Below are 16,267 nucleotides of genomic sequence, written 5' to 3'. Positions count from 1 at the left end.
TTGCTGCTCTACAGTCCTGCGCAAGACGGAAAGCACATTAAGTGCTTTCCTTTGCGTGCGGAACTCGCGACAAACTTAACCCGCCCCGGCCCCCGATGGCCCCAGACCTGCCAAAAAGGGACAGGTTTATTTTGGTCGGTTTTATCTGGGGTAATGCCGCACATGCGATTATCTAAAGATCTGAATTCAGATAACTGAATAGACTATCTGACAAAACCGAAATCCGCACCCACCAGCCCTTTTGCTATTCCCGGCGGGGGCCGCGGGTAAAGTTTATCGCGAGTTCCGCACGAGCCGGAGAGCACTTAATGTGCTCTCCGTGCGAGCAGGACTGTAGAGCAGGAAACTTTACCCGCGGACCCCGCCGGGAATAGCAAAAGGGCGACCCCTGTCCGGAGTCGCCCTTGTTGAGCCGCTTATGCGTAGCTGTTACTCGGCGTCGTGGTGACGGCGGGGCTTGCGGCCTCCGTTGTCGCCGGGACGACGCGGACGGTCGCTGCGCTCGGAGCGCTCGCGACGCGGACGCTCACGGCGCTGGAAGTGCTCACCGTCGCCCTCGGAGGCACCCTCGGCACGAGCCGGAGCCTCGGGCTTATCCAGACGATCGAGCGAGATCTTGCCGCGATCGTCGACCTCGATGACGACGACCTTAACCTCGTCGCCCACGTTGAGGACGTCCTCGACCTTCTCCACGCGGCCCTTGGCGACGCGGGAGATGTGCAGCAGGCCGTCCTTACCGGGCAGCAGGTTGACAAAGGCGCCAAAGGGCTGGATGGAGACCACGCGACCGGTGTACTCCTCGCCCGGCTCGGGAACCTTGATGATGAGCTTAATGCGCTCGACAGCCTGGTCGACGGACTCGCCGGTGCCGCCGACAAAGACAGTGCCGTCCTCCTGGATGTCGACCAAAGCACCGGTCTCGTCTTGGATGCCGCGGATGACCTTGCCGCCGGAACCGATGACGTCGCGGATCTTGTCGGTCGGAACCTGGATGGAGACGATGCGCGGAGCGGTGTTGCGCGTGGTGTGGCGCGGCTCGGGGATCACATCGAGCATCTTCTGCAGGATGAAGGCGCGACCCTCCTTGGCCTGCTGCAGGGCGCGGGCCAGGATGTCAAAGGTAAGGCCGGTGGCCTTGTTGTCCATCTGCAGAGCGGTAATGCCCTCGGTGGTGCCGGTGACCTTAAAGTCCATATCGCCCAGGAAGTCCTCGAGACCCTGGATGTCAGACAGGACCACGGTCTTGCCCTCCTCCTGGATCAGACCCATGGCGATACCGGAGACCGGGCGCTTAATGGGAACGCCGCCGTCCATAAGGGCGAGCGTGGAGCCGCAGGTCGAAGCCATCGAAGAGGAGCCGTTGGACTCCATGACCTCGGAGACCACGCGGATGGCGTAGGGGAACTCGTTCTCGTCGGGGAGCACCGGAAGCAGGGCGCGCTCGGCCAGGTTGCCGTGGCCGATCTCGCGGCGCTTGGGGCTACCCATGCGGCCGGTCTCGCCGGTGCAGAACGGCGGGAAGTTGTAGTGGTGCATGTAGCGCTTGCCCTCGGTGGGCTCGATGGTATCCAGACGCTGGCCCTCGTTGAGCATGCCGAGCGACAGGACGGAGAGCACCTGGGTCTGGCCGCGCTGGAACAGGCCGGAGCCATGAACGAGCGGCAGGTAGTTGTCCTTCACCATAATGGGGCGAATCTCATCGGCGGCACGGCCGTCGACGCGCTCACCGGTCTCGACGACCATGGTGCGCATGGCCTTCTTCTCGAGCTTCTTGAGTGCCACGGGGATCTCGCGCTCCCAAGCGGCCTGCTCCTCCTCGGTGAACTCGGCACGGATGGACTCCTTCAGAGCCTCGACCTTGCCGATACGGGAGAGCTTGTCGGCGTCGCGAAGGGCGGCTGCCATCTCGTCGTAGTGGGCGAAGATGCGCTCCTGGACCTCCTCGACGGGCTGGTCGAGCGGGTACTCCTTCTTGACGATAGCGCCGTTGACCTGCTCCCACTCGGCAACGAACTCGTCCTGAGCCCGGCAGAAGGCAGCGAGGGCCTCCTGGCCAAACTTCATGGCGGCGAGCATATCGTCCTCGGAGATCTCATCGGCGCCGGCCTCGACCATCGAGATGAAGTCGGCAGAGCCGCCCAGCTCCAGGTCCAGATCGGAGTTCTCGCGCTCCTCATAGGTGGGGTTGACGATAAACTCGCCGGTCTCCACGTTGCGGCCGATGCGCACGCACGCAAGCGGGCCCTCGAAGGGCACGCCGCCGAGCGTCATGGCCAGGGAGGCACCCATGACGTTGATGACGTCGAAGGGGTTGACCTGGTCGGCGACGAGCGAGGTGGCGACGATGTGCACCTCGTTGCGGAAGCCGTCCGGGAAGCTCGGGCGAATAGGACGGTCGATCATGCGGGCCGTGAGCGTGGCCTTCTCGCTGGGACGGCCCTCACGCTTGAGGTAGCCACCCGGGATGCGGCCGGCAGCGTACATCTTCTCGTTGAAGTCGACGGTCAGCGGAAAGAAGTCGTAGTTCTTGCGCTCCTTGGAGACGACCACGGTGTCGAGCATCGTGGTGTCGCCCTGCTTGACCAGACAAGCGCCGGTGGCCTGCTTGGCAAGCTCGCCCGACTCAAAGGTGTAGGTCTTGCCGTACAGCTCAAAGGTCTTGGATACGAGTGTCATTGTTCTCCTTTACCCCGCAGGCCCCTTGCCTGCAGGCTTCTCATGTGACGCGGGCCCCCTGCCCCCGCCACGCTTCAGAGCGTGATTGTTCACGCCCTTACACAAAAAGAGCGCCCCGCTGCGCAGGACGCTCTTAGCATGTACAAATCCTTACTGGATGTTGTCGCGGATGCCCAGAGCCTTGATGAGCTCACGATACTCGACGACGTCGTTCTTCTTGATGTAGGAGAGAAGACGACGACGGCGACCGACGAGCATGAGCAGACCACGACGGGTGTGGAAGTCCTTCTGGTGGGACTTCATGTGCTCGGTCAGCTCCTTGATGCGCTCAGTCAGGATGGCGACCTGAACCTTGGGGTTGCCGGTGTCGACCGGGGTGTTACCGAACTGGGCAGTCAGCTCCGCCTTGCGCTCTTTGGAAACAGTCATTGTTTCACCTTTCGTTTCGCGTCGCCCGCGGGCGACTCTATTCGCCTCGGACTGGGAAGCCGCCGGTGGAGCGAGCATCCAAGGTCGAGGTACCAACAGGTCGGTATGTTACCACAAGCGGACCGCGTATGCCCATCATCACCGACCCAACATGAATTCCATCGCGCGAAGACGCTGATCGGTGTGCGTCGCAGCCCAAACATGCGAAAGCCCCAGCAAAAAGGCGGCAGTATGGGGATCGACCCTCTCGGCCATGAGCGCATCGAAGGTCATGGACATGAGGACGCGCAGCCATGCGACCTCGCCGGTCGACACCAGCTCGGCACCCGGAACGCTCGACGCGCACGACCCGCACATGAGCCCGCCCGCCTGGGGCGAAAAATACGACAGCATGGGGTCTCCGCACAGTACGCAGGCCGAAAAATCGGGTCGATAGCCAACGTGCGACAGCAGCTTAAAGACATATGCCGCCACAAGCAGATCCATATGTGCCGTATCGAGCCTGCTGCCCACCAGGGCAAGTGCTCGCTGCGTAATGGCAAAGGTAAACGGGTCCTCGGCGTCCTCGAACGAGCACACGCGCGCGACCTCGGCGATCGCGCTTGCGGCGCAGGTCGTCTCGTAATCGGGCGCGGCGCCGAGCGGCGCCTCCATAAGCTCGGCCTGGGAAACCACGTCGAGCGACCGTCCGTGCGCGAGCAGCATATCGACGGTACAGAACAGCTCGCAGCGCGCCGCCAGGCGCCCGCCGGGTTTGCGCGCGCCCTTTGCCACGGCACGGACCTGCCGACCCCGCTCATCGAGCATCGTCAAGATCAGATCGGTCTCCTTGAGCTTGGTCTTATCGAGGACGAGTACCTTTGTGCGATATGTCCGTGAGCCTGCCATGAGCGCCGCGCGCCCTTAGTCCTCGGCGTTGTAGCCAAAACGGCGAATCTGGGCCTCGTCGTCACGCCAGCCGGCCTTTACCTTCACGTCCAGCTCCAAAAAAACGTGCGTGCCAAAGATGCGCTCAAGATCGCGACGGGCGTCGATGCCGATATGCTTGATCATCTCGCCGCCCTTACCGATGATGATGCCCTTTTGGCCCTCGCGCTCGACGTAAATGGTGGCATGCACGCGCAGCACCTTCTTGGTCTGCTCGAGCGCATCGCAGATTACGCCAACGGAGTGCGGAATCTCATCACGGGTGCGGCGCAAGACCTTCTCGCGCACAAACTCGGCAACGAGCGTCTCGTCGGAAGCGTCAGTACCCATATCCTCGGGAAACCAACGCGGGCCCTCGGGCAAAAAGTGCGCAACGGTCTCGATGAAGGCATCGACGTTAAAGTTCTTGACCGACGACGTCACGATCTCATCGTCATATTCCATGAGCTCGTGGGCGGCCTTAAGCTGCTCCATGACCTGTGCGGGATCGGCTTCATCGGCCTTGGTGAGCACCAGGACCTTCTTGGAACGGGCACATCTGACGCGCTCGGCAACCCAGGCGTCTCCCCTGCCGATCGGCTTGGTGGCATCAATCAAAAACGCGACGACATCGACATCGTTCAGCTCGAACAGCGCGCTCTTGTTGAGCTCGGACCCCAGACCGTCCTTGGGTTTGTGAATACCCGGGGTATCGACAAAAACCAGCTGGTAACCGGGGCGATTGACGACGGCGCGCATGCGACGGCGGGTCGTCTGGGCCACCGGCGAGGTGATGGCGACCTTTTTGCCATAGCAGGCGTTGAGCAGCGTGGACTTACCGGCGTTGGGGCGACCGACCAGGGCCACGAAGCCGCTGCGGAAACCGGGCTCAACGTCGCCAAAGCCCGCGAGGCTGTCGTCCTCGTCGCACAGGGCGTCGAGCTCCTCGTCACTCATGCCCTCAAACGGGTCGAACTCCTCGACCTCGCAAGCCTCAGTCGCTTCGGCATCCACAGCATCCAGGGGCTCGTCGTCCAGCGTTTCATCGATAGGCTGCATATTGTCGGACATGAAGATCCCTTTCTAAATAAAGCCGAGCGCGTGGGCAAATACCAACAAGCCCACAATCGCGGCGGTGATGGAAAGAACGTATACGGAGGCGGCGGCGATATCCTTTGCACGCTTTGCCAGCGGATGGAACTGCTGGGTCGCCAAATCGACAATCGCCTCCATGGCGGTGTTGCACAGCTCGCCGTGAATCACCAGGCCGCAGCAAATGATAATCGTAGCCCACTCGGCAATGTCGAGCCCCACGATGCAGCCGGCAATGACAGTGCACACACCCGCCACGAGCATGACCTTAATGTTACGCTCGGTCTTGACGGCGGTAACGAAGCCCTCCATGGCGTAGGAGAACGACTTTAAAAAGGACGGATGGTCTTTGTTCGATCCGGGAATCATAGACGGCTCCTAGTCGTGGGCATGGTTGGTGATGGGGCCGACGTGAACCAGCTTGGGGTCCTCGCCGCGCTCGAGCGCCAGATCGCGCAGGATGGCGTCCTCGCGGGCCTCCATGACCTCGGCCTCGTCGTCCTCGATATGATCGTAGCCCAGTAAATGCAACATGCCATGCACGAGCATCAGGCGGCACTCATCGGCAGGGCTATTGCCAAAGCCGGGGGCCTGACGGGCAATGACCTGCGGGGCCAAGATGATATCGCCGAGCTCGAGCGTCTCGTCGGCTGGGATATCCTCGTCAAAGGCCGAGTCGCATTCAAACGAGAGGACATCGGTGGTACGGTCGATACCGCGCCACTCGTGGTTGAGCTCGTGCATCTCATCCTCATCGACATACGAAAGGGAAATCTCGACTTTTCGCTCAACGCCCTCGGCAGCAAGCACGACCTCGCAGATGTGCTCTACCTCCTGCGCGACAAGCAGCGTATCGAGCTCGGCATCGTTGCTGATCAATACACTCAACGGGACTCCTTTCGGTCGCGCACGCGTTTCTCGCGCACGTCATCATAAGCATCATATGCCTCGACGATTCGCCCCACCAAGGCGTGACGCACCACGTCGGCACGCTCGAGGTGCGAAAACGCGACATCGTCGACACGACCCAAAATCTGCTCAACGTCGGCAAGACCACCGCGACGACCTACCAAGTCACGCTGGCTCAGGTCACCGGTAATCACAAACTTGGAGTTAAAGCCCAAGCGCGTCAGGAACATCTTCATCTGCTCGGGCGTGGTATTTTGAGCCTCGTCGAGCACCACGAAGGCATCGCTCAGCGTACGACCGCGCATGTAGGCAAGCGGGGCGATCTCGATCACGCCACGCTCCATAAGCTCATCGGTGCGCTCGCGATCCATCATGTCAAAAAGGGCGTCGTAGAGCGGACGCATGTAGGGATCGATCTTTTCCTCGAGGGTACCGGGCAAAAAACCCAAGTTCTCCCCCGCCTCGACAACCGGACGCGTCAAGATCAGACGGCCCACCTCGTGACGCTTGAGCGCGGCAACGGCAAGCGCCATGGCCAGATAGGTCTTACCGGTACCGGCAGGACCCAAGCCAAACGTGATGGTATGCGAGCGGATGGCATCCACATAGCGCTTTTGACCGAGCGTCTTGGGGCGAATGGCACGACCGCGATACGAAAGCAGCACATCATCGCGAAGCGACGTAGCCCCGTACTCACCGTCGCGCAAGACGGCCAGGCAGCGAGAGACATCGTCGACAGACAGCGTCCGTCCGGCGGCAGCCTCGCGAAAAGCATGCTCGAAAAAGCGCGCCACGAGCTCGACCTCGTCCGGGTCACCGCACACGGCGATACGGTCGCCACGGGCGACCACGTGGGCGCGAACCAAGCTCTCGAGCGCACGAAGGACGCCGTCGCCGGCACCCAAAACGCGCGAGGGATCAATTCCATCGGGAACGGTAAGTCTAATCTTCGAGGCTTCCATGAACCTCCCTGCGTGCATGGACCAAGCCGGAATCATCGACTCCGATGATAGCAACATCGAGCAGGCACGGGGCTGTGAGTCCGCAGGTATCGTCAAGACGGGCATGATGGAACGAACCGAGCGTCAGGTTGTCGCCATACTCGAGCACGGCACGCTCGACGGTGCCCACGCGACGGCGGGCGTCGGCAATGGCGAGTTCCTGCGCCGCGGCTCGCATACGACGGCTGCGCTCAGCCATAACCTCGGGCGGCACCTGGTCGGGCATATCGGCAGCAAGGGTACCGGGACGCTTGCTATAGCGGAAGACATGCATGCGCGAAAAGCCCACGCGACGGCACAACGCCAGCGACTCCTCAAATTCCGCGTCCGTCTCGCCGGGAAAACCGACGATGACGTCGCACGAAAGGGACGCCTGAGGCAAGTTGGCGCGGATCATGCGCACCGTCTCCTCAAATGCCTCGGCGCTATAGGGACGGCCCATGCGATGCAGGGTCGCCGTGCAGCCAGACTGCACGGGCAGGTGCAAAAACGGGGCGATGCGCTGCGGATAGCGCGCCATGACCTTAAGCAGGGGCTCGGAGATATCCATGGGCTCGACCGAGGAAATGCGCACATGCGGAATAGACGTACGCTCCATGATGGCCTCGAGCAGCTCATCGATCTCGACGTGTTCGTCAGTCGCACTCTTGCCATCGTAGGCGCCCAGGTTCACGCCCGTCAGCACCACCTCGGGCACGCCGGCCTCCTGAGCCTCACGAACTTGTTCGAGCACAGACTCGACCGGCACGGAGCGCTCGGGGCCGCGGGCCTTCCACACAATGCAATAGGTGCAACGATGGTTGCAGCCGTCCTGGATCTTCACACCCAGACGCGAGCGACCGAGCGCGTCGACCACATCGCCGTCGCTACAGGCGGCCACGCTATCGGACTCAACGCCCAGCACCTCGCAGACGCGTTCGGCGACATCGATCTTAGACGGCTCCGCGATCACGCGGTCCGAAAGCTCCAGAAGCTCCTCGGGGTGCAAATTGACAACGCACCCGGTCACGACCACATAGGGCTCTTTTGGATGAGCCAGCGCATGGCGGACGGCCTTACGGGTCTTGGCCTCGGCCTCGCCCGTAACGGCACAGGTGTTAATGACGATCAGCTCCGCATCCTGAGGCTCCACCATTGCAAAACCCAGGCGCATAAGATCGGCAGTGATACGGTCGGACTCAACCCGGTTGACACGGCAGCCGAGGTTGACAACAGAGATATGAGGTGCGAGCACGCGGGCTCCTTAATCGAGGATGTCGTCGAGAGCGCTCTTAATGCGATCGGTCACCGATTTCTTGCCGGAAGCGACATCGTCGCCCGACTCGGCGGCGAAAGCCTCGAGCAGCTCGCGCTGCTTGGCGGAAAGGTTCGTGGGGACGAGCACGCGCAGCTGAACGATCAAGCGTCCACGCGAGCCGCCACCGCCGATACGGGGCATACCGTAGTTGTTGACACTCACGGTGTCGCCGTACTGCGTACCGGCGGGGACGCACACCTTGACGACCTCGTCGGGCAAAATGCCCTCAACCTTAATCTCGCAGCCGAGCGCAGCCTGCGCAATCGAGATATCGCTCACGAGGTACAGGTCGTCGCCGTTGCGTTTAAAACGCTCGTGATCGGCGACGCGCACGTTGACGATCAGGTCGCCCGAGGGCTCACCACGAAGGCCTGCCTCGCCAAAGCCGCTCACGCGCAGCTGGCGACCGGTCGAGACGCCGGCAGGGATATCGATGTCGATCTTTTCGTGCGAAGGCGTGCGGCCCTGACCGTCGCAGGTCTCGCAGGGATGGTCGATGACCGTGCCCTCGCCATGGCAGTCGGGGCAGGGCGAAGAGGACTGAACCTGACCCAGGAACGAGCGCTGGACCGTCGTGACATAGCCCGTGCCGTGGCAACGGCTGCACTGCTTTTCGGCCGCACCCTCCGCCCTACCGGTGCCATTGCAATCATCACAGGGGGCAAGGCGGTCATAGCTGATCGTCTTTTTGCAACCGAGCGCCGCCTCCTCAAGGGTCACCGAAAGGGAGATGGCCATGTCGCGGCCGCGACGACGCTCGCGGCGATTTCGGGCGCCACCGCCGGCACCGCCGCCAAAGAACGACGAAAAGAGGTCGTCCATGCCCATGCCGCCAAAGATATCGTTAATGTCGACATAGCCGGAGCCACCGGGGCCGTCGGACGAACCGTAGCGATCGTAGTTTGCACGCTTCTGCTCGTCGGAAAGAACGGAATATGCCTCGTTGAGCTCTTTGAACTTGGCCTCGGCATCGGGGTCGTCCGAAACGTCCGGGTGTACGATACGGGCCTTCTTTAGAAACGCGCGCTTAATCGTCCGCGCGTCGGCATCCTTGTCGACGCCAAGTACCTCGTAGTAATCCCTATTTTCCGACACGACCGAATCCTTCCGACTTTCATTATTGTCACAGTGCGTCCTATACCCAAGCTGGGCCGACCGCAAACAAAGGGTTTGATGTTATTGCATTGCGTAGGGCGAAAGCATGGCACGTTGCGAGCAGCTCGCAAACCAAACCGACACGAGAGCAAACATAAATCCGTTGGCAAAACCGTTGGCAAACTGCATCGCGCCGCGCTTCCACCACAGCAGGCTGCGGTGAAGCACGCCGTCCGAGAGCACCATGAACAAGCCCATGGCAAACGGAACAAAGCACATCATGGCAAAGGCCGAGAACACGCCCGAGATGGCCGACAGCACCAAAAAAGGCGCCACGATGCCCATCAGGTAAAAACCGGTACGAGCCTTGCCCTCCAGGCGTTCGGCCTCGACATGGGCGCGCCCGACCAAATCGCCGCCCGAGGCACCGTTGGTGCCGGCGTGACCCATGCCGTCAATATGGACCTCGTCGCCATCATGCGTGCCGGCAGGAAACTCAATCGTCTGCTCGGAGGTCACACGGGTCCGCCCGCTGCCACCGCAATCGGGGCAGGGGTCGGCGACGACCTTACCGGAACCGCCGCACTCGGGGCAGACCGACTGGAACGTGCCGGCACCAAACAGGAAGGACAGGTCGACGTCGATGTGGCCGCGACCGCCGCAGCTCGGACAGGTATGTGCATGCTCGGACGAGACAGAGCCCGAGCCTCCGCAATGACCACAGGTATCGAAGCGCGTATAGCGGACGGTCTTGCGGGCACCGCCCTTGGCCTCCTTGGCGTCGAGCCTAATATCGACGACCACGTTGGCGCCGTTCTCGGGATTATAGGCAGCCTGGCTGCGACGCTGCTGGCCCCAGGCGCCACCAAAGGGAAAGCCGCCCTCAAAGGGATTGCCATAGCCTGCGCTGCCGGCGTAGCCGCCGCCATAGGGCGAAGCAGAAGGAGCGCCGGCGAAGGGATTGCCCGAGCGCATGGCATCATAGCGCGCACGCTTCTGCTCGTCCGAAAGCACGGCATAGGCCTCGGAAACCTCTTTAAACTTTTCCTCGGCATCCGGCTCTTTGTTGACGTCCGGATGGAGCTTGCGGGCCTTTTGCTGAAAGGCCTTCTGTATATCACGCGAGGTGGCGTCCTTGGAGACACCCAAGATCTCGTAGTAATCTTTTTCGTTCATCGTCGCCATGCGCGGCAACCTCCTGCTCACAGCAGCGTATATATTGCGGTAATTCTACCCGAGCGGCCTAAGCTAGACCCCAAAACAGCTCGAACAGCATATTTCCATCGAGCCAGCCCAAGTGGGTGGGCGCTAAACGGGCGCGGGCGCGACCTGCTACAACATCTTTTGAGGTGATGCGCCCCGCATGCCCCCCGACATCATCGGGTACCCAGGTGGCAAGGCCCAACTCGAGCGCACGGTCACAGGACGCCGCCAGCTCGTCTGCAGGAATCACGCTTGCCGAGCGAACCAACAGGTCGGGCCCAATGCCACGCGTCATGCGGCAGGCAAGCATCAAATCCTCCGCCGCCGCCTCGCGCTGCGACAGATACTCGGCATCAAACGTCGTCGCGGCATCGTCGCGTTGCACCAGACGCACGCGATACGCATCGCCGCGACCGGGCACGTCGGGATAAAGCCCGGCCAAGCGATCGAAATCCTCGGCGTCGAGCATACCGGCGGCAGAGCGACCCAGGCCCAGATAGCCCCGTCCGGTCCAATAGGCGATGTTATGCGAGCACTCATGTCCGTCGAGTGCATAGCTTGCCACCTCATACGGGTGATAGCCGGCCGCGCCCAGACGCTCGCGCGCCGCTTCCATGCACGCAGCCTGAAAATCCTCGTCGGGCTCGAGCGACTCGTCGCAGAACGCCATGCGGTAGAGCGGCGTGCCTTCCTCGAGCGTGAGCGGGTACACCGACACATGTTGCGGCGCCGCTGCCAACACGCCATCGAGCGTGCGCTTCCAACTCGCTGCGGTCTGCCCGGGAAGGCCGCACATAAGGTCGCACGACACATCGAGCCCAGCGTCCTTAACCGTCGTGATGGCAGCGAGCGCCCGATCGGCATCGTGAATGCGGCCGATGGCGGTAAGTTCGGCATTATCGAGCGTTTGCACGCCCAGAGAGACGCGTGTGACACCAACCTTGGCAAGCGCAGCGGCAAGCTCGGCGGTCAGCGACTCAGGATTAGCCTCGCAGGTAAACTCAACGGGCTTGCACCACATGCAAATACGCCGGGCAAGCTCCACCAGACGCTCTCCCGCCAGCGACGGTGTGCCGCCGCCAACATAGACGGTGCGGACCTGTGCTAACGCCCCGGTGTCTCCAAAGGCATCAAGGCGCGCATACAGCTGCTCAAAATAGGCATCGAGCGCAGCGCTCAGGTCGCAGGGAGCAAAACTGCGTGAGTCAAAGTCGCAGTACCGACACCTTTGAGCGCAAAACGGCACATGCACGTACAGCGCGCTAACGGCCACCGTTAGGCCTCCAGCGGATGGGCGGGCACCGACTCGCCAGCGGCAAGTGCGGCCTCGCAGGCCACCACATCGTGCTCGACATCATCGACCAACGCCATGAACTCCTCATATGTGGAGCAACGCACCACCTGGGCGCGCCAGGCGGCGGCATGGGGCATGCCCTTTAGATACCAGCTCGCGTACGTACGGGCACGCGACATGAGCGGCAGAAGCTCATGCGTCAGCGTGAGATGCTCGCGCAGGGCGTCCAGGCGCTCGACAGAGCTGCGCACCGGCACCGGTACGCCATTGAGCGCAAGGGCGCGAGCATCACCAAAGACCCAGGGATTACCGTAGATGCCGCGTGCGATAAACACCGCGCTGGCACCCGAGTTGCGCAGATGCTCCGCGGCATCCTCGGCCGAGAACACGTCGCCCGAACCGATGACGGGAATCTCGACAGCATCGGCCACCTCATCGACGACCGACCAATCGGCCTGACCCGTATAGAGCTGCGTGGCACAGCGACCATGCACCGCCACAGCAGCGGCGCCCGCCCCCTCGAGCATCTGGGCAAACGTCGCGGCATTGCGATCTTCGGCGTAAAAGCCTTTGCGGATCTTAACGGTCACGGGCACGTGCGCCGCGCCCACCGCCGCCTCGACGATCTTCTCGGCCAGCTCGGGCGTGCGCATGAGCGCCGAGCCCTCGCCTTTGGTAACGACCTTGCGAGCCGGGCAGGCCATGTTGATATCGATCAGCGATAGGCGATCGCCCACACGCTCCTCGACGGCAGCGACGGCGCTCGCAAATTGATCGGGCTTGGAGCCAAAGAGCTGTACGCAGATCTGCCGCTCCTCGTCGGCCGGCAGCACCAGGCGCCACGTCTTATTGCTGGCATAGGCAAGGCCCGCCACGCTCACCATCTCGCTATAGGCAAGATTGACGCCGCGGCGGCGGCACATGATGCGATAGGCGGGATCGGTCACGCCGGCCATGGGAGCCATAAGGAACGGCTGCTCGGCATAGGCACCCAGCAGCCGCGTACTGTATTCGGAAAGCGCCATGGAACTACTCGTCCACCTTGAGGATCGCCATAAAGGCCTCTTGCGGGACCTCGACCGAACCGATGGCCTTCATGCGCTTCTTGCCCTCTTTCTGCTTCTCGAGCAGCTTGCGCTTACGCGAGATATCGCCGCCATAGCACTTGGCCAAAACGTCCTTGCGGCGCGCCTTGACGGTCGAGCGGGCAATGATCTTGTTGCCGATGGCACCCTGAATGGGCACCTCGAACAGCTGGCGCGGAATTATTTCCTTAAGCTTGTCGCACAATCCGCGGGCCAGGCCATAGGCCTTGTCCTTGTGCACGATAAACGAAAGCGCGTCCACCTCGTCGCCCGAAAGCAGGATATCGAGCTTGACGAGCTCGGAGGGACGATACTCGTTGAACTCATAGTCGAGCGACGCATAGCCCTTGGTGCGGCTCTTGAGCTGGTCAAAGAAGTCCAGGATGAGTTCGGCGAGCGGCATGTCGAAGCGCATCTCGACCGATTTGCTCGTGAGGTGGATCATGTCGGTCGTAATGCCGCGGTGCTCGATAGCGAGCTGCATGACGGCTCCCGTATACTCGGGCGGGCAGATAATCTTGGCCTTGAGGTAGGGCTCCTCAATGCGCTCGATGCGCGTAGCCTCGGGCAGATCCTGCGGGCTGCGGACATCAATCATCTCGCCGTCGGTCTTGTAGACGTGGTAGTCCACCGAAGGGCTCGTGGCGATGAGGTCCAGGTTGAACTCACGCTCCAGGCGCTCCTTGACGACCTCCATATGCAGCAGGCCCAAGAAGCCAACGCGGAAGCCAAAGCCGAGCGCCACCGAGGTCTCGGGCTCCCACACCAACGAAGGGTCGTTGACATGCAGCTTATCGAGAGCGTCGCGCAGGTTCTCATAATCCTTGTTGTCGATCGGAAACAAGCCCGTATAGACCATGGGCTTGGCCTCACGGTAACCGGGAAGCGGCTCAGGGCAGGGATTCGACGCCCACGTGAGGGTATCGCCCACGCGAACGGCCTCAGGGTCCTTCAGGCCCGTGACCACGTAGCCCACCTCACCGACCGTCAGCGCGTCGACCGGAGTCTCGGCGGGACGCTTGACGCCCACGCCATCGACCAAAAAGTCGCCCTCGGCCTGCATCATGCGCAGGGTATCGCCCTTCTTGATGGAGCCGTCAAAGACGCGGACCGTGGCGACGACGCCGCGGTACTCGTCAAAATACGAATCCAGGATGAGCGCCTTGAGCGGAGCCGTCGCATCGCCCTTGGGCGGTGAGATCAAAAAGACGATGGACTCCAGCAGATCATGGATGCCCTCGCCGGTCTTGCCCGATACGCATACGGCATCGTCGGCAGGAATCGCAAGGTCATCCTCGATCTCGGTCTTAACCTCGTCGGGGTGTGCCGACGGCAGGTCGATCTTGTTGATAGCCGGCACGATATCCAGGTTGGCGTTCATGGCGAGCGTCGCGTTGGAGACGGTCTGCGCCTCTACGCCCTGCGTGGCGTCGACGACGAGCACCGCACCCTCGCAAGCGGCAAGCGAACGCGAGACCTCGTAGGTAAAGTCCACGTGGCCCGGCGTATCGATCAGGTTGAACTGATACGTCTCGCCATCGTCGGCGTCATAGGAAACGCGAACGGCATTGGACTTGATCGTGATGCCGCGCTCGCGCTCGATATCCATGGTGTCGAGCAGCTGCGATTCCATGTCGCGCTCGTCGACGGTATGGGTGAGCTCGAGGATGCGGTCACTGATCGTGGACTTGCCATGGTCGATGTGCGCAACGATCGAGAAGTTGCGGATGTGGGAAATGTCAATTGAAGTATTCATGCGGACTATCTTACCCGAGCGGTACAAAAAATGGAGCCTGTTCCATAAAACAGGCTCCATTTATGCGCGTAATCTGTGTGGTGTGAAATTTACAACTTAGGCGTTGATGCTGTTCACGAGCTTGGCAAGACCGGACTTGCGGTTGGAAGCCTGGTTCTTGTGGATAACATGCTTGGCGGCAGCCATGTCGAGACGCTTGGTGACGGTCTTGAGGGCAGCCTGGGCCTTCTCGGCGTCGCCCTCGGCGACGGCGGACTGGACGTGCTTGGTCAGCGTCTTGAGCTCGGACTTGACAGCCTTGTTACGCATGCGAGCTGCCTCATTGGTGCGGATACGCTTCTTCTGAGACTTGATGTTTGCCACTTCTGGAGTTCCTTTCGAGTTCCTTGCAAAAAATGTATGACACCTCTGAGACACGGTGAGGTCATGCAAGCGCCTACTATAGCACGCTCCCCCTCAAAGGGATAGAACGAATTTGTCAAATAGACAGGTATCATCACGATTTTCTCAAGATGTTCGTAATCCAGAGCAAAAGCGCGTTCTGAGAATCGGCCGAACCCTTAAGAGCGAGCTCAACATCGACCGCGCCCTCGAGCGCCGCGACGAGCTCCGCCATCGAAAAGCGGCGTGCCCAGGTCAGGTGATTCTTAACCTGCCAGGGTTGAAGCTTGAGCGTCGCGGCAAGCTCGCGACCCTGCCCACGCGCATCGAGCGCCTTGGCGACGATAAGCTCGCGAATGCGTCCGCACAGCAGCGTGTAGGTCCACACATAGCTCTTGGCGGGTAGCAGCCCAAAGAGCTCAAGAGAGCGGCGCATATCACGTGCCGAGACCGCGTTGAGAAAATCCCAGGGCTGAACTTCGGCCGTGCGCACGATCCAGCGTTCCACATCGGCAAGCTCAATTTGCGGCGCATCGACCATCTGGGCAAGCTTGGCCAAGTCGTTATCGAGCATGCGAGTGTTTTCACCCGAACGCGAGACGAGTTCCTCGGCGGCCGCCGTCGAGATCGACTTGCCGTGCTGCGTCGCCATCTGCTGCACGCGGCGCGGTAGCTCCCAGCGCTTGGTGCCGGAGCAATCGATCACGGCCTTCTTGTCGATCTTGGCGATCGCCTTATACAGGCGCGTGTTCTTGGCAAGCGAGTCGGCGATGATGAGACAGACCGTTGTGGGGCTTGGACTCGCTAAATACTCGACAAGCGGCTCCGAGACCGCCTTGGCGAGCTTTGAGCAGCCGTCAAGGATTACCAAGCGAAACTCGCTGCCCATGGGAAAAGTGTTGAGCGATCCGATAACGGACTCGATATCGGGGTCCTTGGTCATGTCGCGCTCGTCGAGGTTGAACTCGACCATACCCGACTTTTCCAGACGTGCTTTCATACGCGAGACGGCGTGGTCGCGCTTGACTCCGTCGGTACCGACGATCAGATATGCCGGCAGCAGACCGGTTTCAGACATCGCGCTCCCCTCCCGCAGGCTCTCCTGTTCGTACCGTGCCATTCTATCCCACGGGTTGGTCCCGC

15 protein-coding genes are annotated in these 16,267 nt (G+C 61.5%); all 15 read right to left on the bottom strand.

The genetic code is table 11. From position 1 onward, the window contains the following. Positions 1 to 429: 429 nt before the first annotated feature. Positions 430 to 2,676: a polyribonucleotide nucleotidyltransferase gene (locus ACTQ40_RS04400; RefSeq protein ID WP_441563430.1), complete on the bottom strand. Its 2,247-nt coding sequence runs from the start codon at positions 2,674 to 2,676 to the stop codon at positions 430 to 432. Between the two features lie 150 nt (positions 2,677 to 2,826). After that, positions 2,827 to 3,105 (bottom strand): 30S ribosomal protein S15, encoded by a 279-nt coding sequence (gene rpsO / locus ACTQ40_RS04395; RefSeq protein ID WP_154516313.1) that lies wholly within the window; start codon positions 3,103 to 3,105, stop codon positions 2,827 to 2,829. Between the two features lie 138 nt (positions 3,106 to 3,243). Further along, positions 3,244 to 3,993: a DNA repair protein RecO gene (gene recO / locus ACTQ40_RS04390; protein ID WP_441563429.1), complete on the bottom strand. Its 750-nt coding sequence runs from the start codon at positions 3,991 to 3,993 to the stop codon at positions 3,244 to 3,246. Positions 3,994 to 4,008: 15 nt separating this feature from the next. After that, entirely contained in the window at positions 4,009 to 5,082 is a 1,074-nt protein-coding gene (gene era, locus ACTQ40_RS04385; RefSeq protein ID WP_441563428.1) for a GTPase Era, read from the bottom strand. 12 nt (positions 5,083 to 5,094) lie between these two features. Next, positions 5,095 to 5,472, bottom strand: coding sequence for a diacylglycerol kinase family protein (locus tag ACTQ40_RS04380; RefSeq protein ID WP_441563427.1), 378 nt, complete (start codon positions 5,470 to 5,472; stop codon positions 5,095 to 5,097). Between the two features lie 9 nt (positions 5,473 to 5,481). Further along, positions 5,482 to 5,991 (bottom strand): rRNA maturation RNase YbeY, encoded by a 510-nt coding sequence (gene ybeY, locus ACTQ40_RS04375; protein WP_154516304.1) that lies wholly within the window; start codon positions 5,989 to 5,991, stop codon positions 5,482 to 5,484. After that, positions 5,988 to 6,974 (bottom strand): PhoH family protein, encoded by a 987-nt coding sequence (locus tag ACTQ40_RS04370; protein ID WP_441015490.1) that lies wholly within the window; start codon positions 6,972 to 6,974, stop codon positions 5,988 to 5,990. Before ACTQ40_RS04370 ends, ybeY begins: the two co-directional genes overlap by 4 nt. Next, positions 6,955 to 8,247: a MiaB/RimO family radical SAM methylthiotransferase gene (locus tag ACTQ40_RS04365; RefSeq protein ID WP_370450600.1), complete on the bottom strand. Its 1,293-nt coding sequence runs from the start codon at positions 8,245 to 8,247 to the stop codon at positions 6,955 to 6,957. The genes ACTQ40_RS04370 and ACTQ40_RS04365 overlap by 20 nt, the downstream gene beginning before the upstream one ends. Before the next feature lie 9 nt (positions 8,248 to 8,256). Then, the gene (gene dnaJ, locus ACTQ40_RS04360) at positions 8,257 to 9,405 is read right to left on the bottom strand and encodes a molecular chaperone DnaJ (protein WP_441563426.1); all 1,149 of its coding nucleotides are present in this window, start codon (positions 9,403 to 9,405) and stop codon (positions 8,257 to 8,259) included. A gap of 81 nt (positions 9,406 to 9,486) precedes the next feature. Further along, a complete protein-coding gene (locus ACTQ40_RS04355; RefSeq protein ID WP_441540763.1) occupies positions 9,487 to 10,590 on the bottom strand; it encodes a DnaJ domain-containing protein in 1,104 nt (367 codons plus the stop codon). Positions 10,591 to 10,648: 58 nt separating this feature from the next. Further along, on the bottom strand, positions 10,649 to 11,881 hold the full coding sequence (gene hemW / locus ACTQ40_RS04350) for a radical SAM family heme chaperone HemW (RefSeq protein ID WP_441563425.1): 1,233 nt from the start codon (positions 11,879 to 11,881) through the stop codon (positions 10,649 to 10,651). A 2-nt stretch (positions 11,882 to 11,883) separates the two neighbouring features. Then, positions 11,884 to 12,927 (bottom strand): tRNA dihydrouridine synthase DusB, encoded by a 1,044-nt coding sequence (dusB, locus tag ACTQ40_RS04345; RefSeq protein WP_441563424.1) that lies wholly within the window; start codon positions 12,925 to 12,927, stop codon positions 11,884 to 11,886. Between the two features lie 4 nt (positions 12,928 to 12,931). Beyond that, on the bottom strand, positions 12,932 to 14,743 hold the full coding sequence (gene lepA, locus ACTQ40_RS04340; protein ID WP_154516289.1) for a translation elongation factor 4: 1,812 nt from the start codon (positions 14,741 to 14,743) through the stop codon (positions 12,932 to 12,934). Between the two features lie 96 nt (positions 14,744 to 14,839). Next, positions 14,840 to 15,106 (bottom strand): 30S ribosomal protein S20, encoded by a 267-nt coding sequence (gene rpsT / locus ACTQ40_RS04335; RefSeq protein WP_022094714.1) that lies wholly within the window; start codon positions 15,104 to 15,106, stop codon positions 14,840 to 14,842. Positions 15,107 to 15,239: 133 nt separating this feature from the next. After that, positions 15,240 to 16,202, bottom strand: a complete 963-nt coding sequence (gene holA / locus ACTQ40_RS04330; RefSeq protein ID WP_441563423.1) for a DNA polymerase III subunit delta — start codon at positions 16,200 to 16,202, stop codon at positions 15,240 to 15,242. Positions 16,203 to 16,267 lie beyond the last annotated feature (65 nt).

The organism is Collinsella sp. Sow4_D11 (genome assembly GCF_052116465.1).
Lineage (GTDB): Bacteria > Actinomycetota > Coriobacteriia > Coriobacteriales > Coriobacteriaceae > Collinsella.
Note: the sequence above shows the minus strand (reverse complement) of the source record. Positions and strands in the feature narration are given on the sequence as shown.